The organism is Variovorax rhizosphaerae, from assembly GCF_037889975.1.
GTDB lineage: Bacteria > Pseudomonadota > Gammaproteobacteria > Burkholderiales > Burkholderiaceae_C > Variovorax > Variovorax rhizosphaerae.
On record NZ_JBBKZT010000097.1, the window covers coordinates 1 to 1,902 of the forward strand.

The window sequence follows — 1,902 nt, forward strand, 5'->3', positions numbered from 1 at the left end:
GGATCGCGGTAGGGACGCCCATTGCTGGGCGCCCCCCGCACAGATCCCAGCGTGCGCAACTAACGCACTGGGCTCCTACCTTGGGTGGTTGACGGCAAAGCGCTCGCTCGGCCACGGATGAAGGATTCGGGGCGTCGGTAACCAGTCTCCCGCGATTTTGCTCAGGCGTGTCCACGTCATCCCGTCCTTCTGACTACGGCGCCGAAGCGTCCGTAGCCAGAGGCGCATGACTTGGTATCGGAACAGCCCGAGCGCGCGGATGTTTGTGGGTACTGCGTGGTAGGCAAAGTAACCCGTGACCACCGACTTCAGCCACTTACCCTGTTCAGGAATCGTGGCGTGCATGCGCTTGCGCAGAGTCCTCTTGACTTCTTCGAGGCGCACCCTCATCCGGTCGACCCTTGTCTTGCGGTGGAGCAGGAATGCTCCACGTCGGGACCTGCCGCAGATGAAGATGAAGCCCAGGAACGTGAAGGTCTCTGGCTTGCCCATGCCGCGCCGCCGCCGGCGTCCGGCCGCATGGCGGCCGAACTCCAGCAAGCGCGTCTTCTCCCCGTGCAGTTCGAGCCCAAATTGCTCGAACCGCGTTCGCATCGCATCCCAGAAGCGCCTCGCATCGGCTTCATGCTCGAAACCGGCCACGATATCGTCGGCATAGCGCACGACGATCACGTTGCCGGTGGCTTCTCGCCTCCGCCATTGGTGGGCCCAGAGGTCGAAGACGTAGTGCAGGTAGACGTTTGCGAGCAGTGGCGAGACCACTGCTCCTTGCGGAGTCCCCGTTTCACTAACGCTCCAGTTCCCCTCTTCCAGGACGCCCGCCTTGAGCCACTTGCGCACAAGGCGAATGACGCGCTCGTCACCGATCCGGTGCTCCAAGAACCGGACGAGCCATTCCTGGCTGACCGAATCGAAGAAGCTCCGAATATCCGCGTCGAGAATCCAGTTCACCGGGGTATTGCTTATCGCCACCGACAGTGCATCAAGCGCATCGTGCTGGCTTCGTCCGGGCCGAAACCCATACGATAGCCCGAGGAAGTCTTCCTCATAGATGGCGTTGAGCACCGCGACGAGCGCACGCTGAACGATCTTGTCCTCCAGCGCGGCAATGCCGAGCGGCCGCTGCTTGTCGGTGCCAGGCTTGGGAATGAACCTTCGCCTGACGGGCAGCGCCCGATAACTGCCGCTATGGAGCCGTGCATGCAGGTCTTGGAGGTTGCCCTCCAGCCCCGCCTCGTAGTCCTCCCATGTCACGCCATCAACCCCCGGGGCGGCACGGCGCTTGAGCGCCAGGAACGCATCCCTCAGCAGGTCGACCGTCACGTGGTGCAGCAGCGCAGTGAACTTCTCCTTCTTCCGCTGCCTTGCAGCTTGCCGTACACGGTCCAGCCCCTGTGACACGCTACCGCGGCTCTGAGTCCGTCGCGTGTGCGGTTGTCCCGTGTTTCCCTTGGTCCCGGCCCTTGGCTCCACCCACTCCGCCGCCGGCATCCCGGCCTTGTTCGCAGGCTTCACAGCTACTATGGCCGAGTCTGACTTCTCGGGTCCGTACATCATCGGCTACGGCTCCTCGCCTTCCCGACGCGGGCCAGTCCCTTGCGGCGGCTGGTCAAACCCGAGATCTCCCGGTTCCCGTACAAGGAGCGTGTGCACATGCCAGTGTCTTCGACCACGCTGGGTCGTTCGGGCGCTTGCGATTGCGCGCCCGGACGTGTTGCCTTCCGCCTTGTCGACAGCGTCAGCACCCAGATAATCAATATTTTCGAGGCTCAATGGCTGGCCTATGCGTTCCCCTACCGACGCTTCGCAGTCATCCTCACGGATGCCTGCGCACGGCTCGGGGCCGATGTGGTTCGCTATTCCTTCATCGCAGTGGACTTGCACCACCTACTCCTTGCCGGT

At 63.0% G+C, this 1,902-nt stretch carries 2 protein-coding genes; one reads left to right on the forward strand and one right to left on the reverse strand.

The window, feature by feature from the left end:
* Positions 1 to 75: 75 nt before the first annotated feature.
* Positions 76 to 1,557, reverse strand: a complete 1,482-nt coding sequence (gene ltrA, locus WKW82_RS40440; protein WP_340348835.1) for a group II intron reverse transcriptase/maturase — start codon at positions 1,555 to 1,557, stop codon at positions 76 to 78.
* Positions 1,558 to 1,659: 102 nt separating this feature from the next.
* Between ltrA and WKW82_RS40445 the strand changes: the two genes are divergently transcribed.
* Positions 1,660 to 1,902: hypothetical protein (locus WKW82_RS40445; protein ID WP_340348836.1), on the forward strand; the 243-nt coding region annotated here is incomplete at its 3' end.

Excerpts from the sequence above, each read along its gene's own strand:
- ltrA (WP_340348835.1), bottom strand. The coding sequence starts at position 1,557 with ATGATGTACGGACCCGAGAAGTCAGACTCGGCCATAGTAGCTGTGAAG.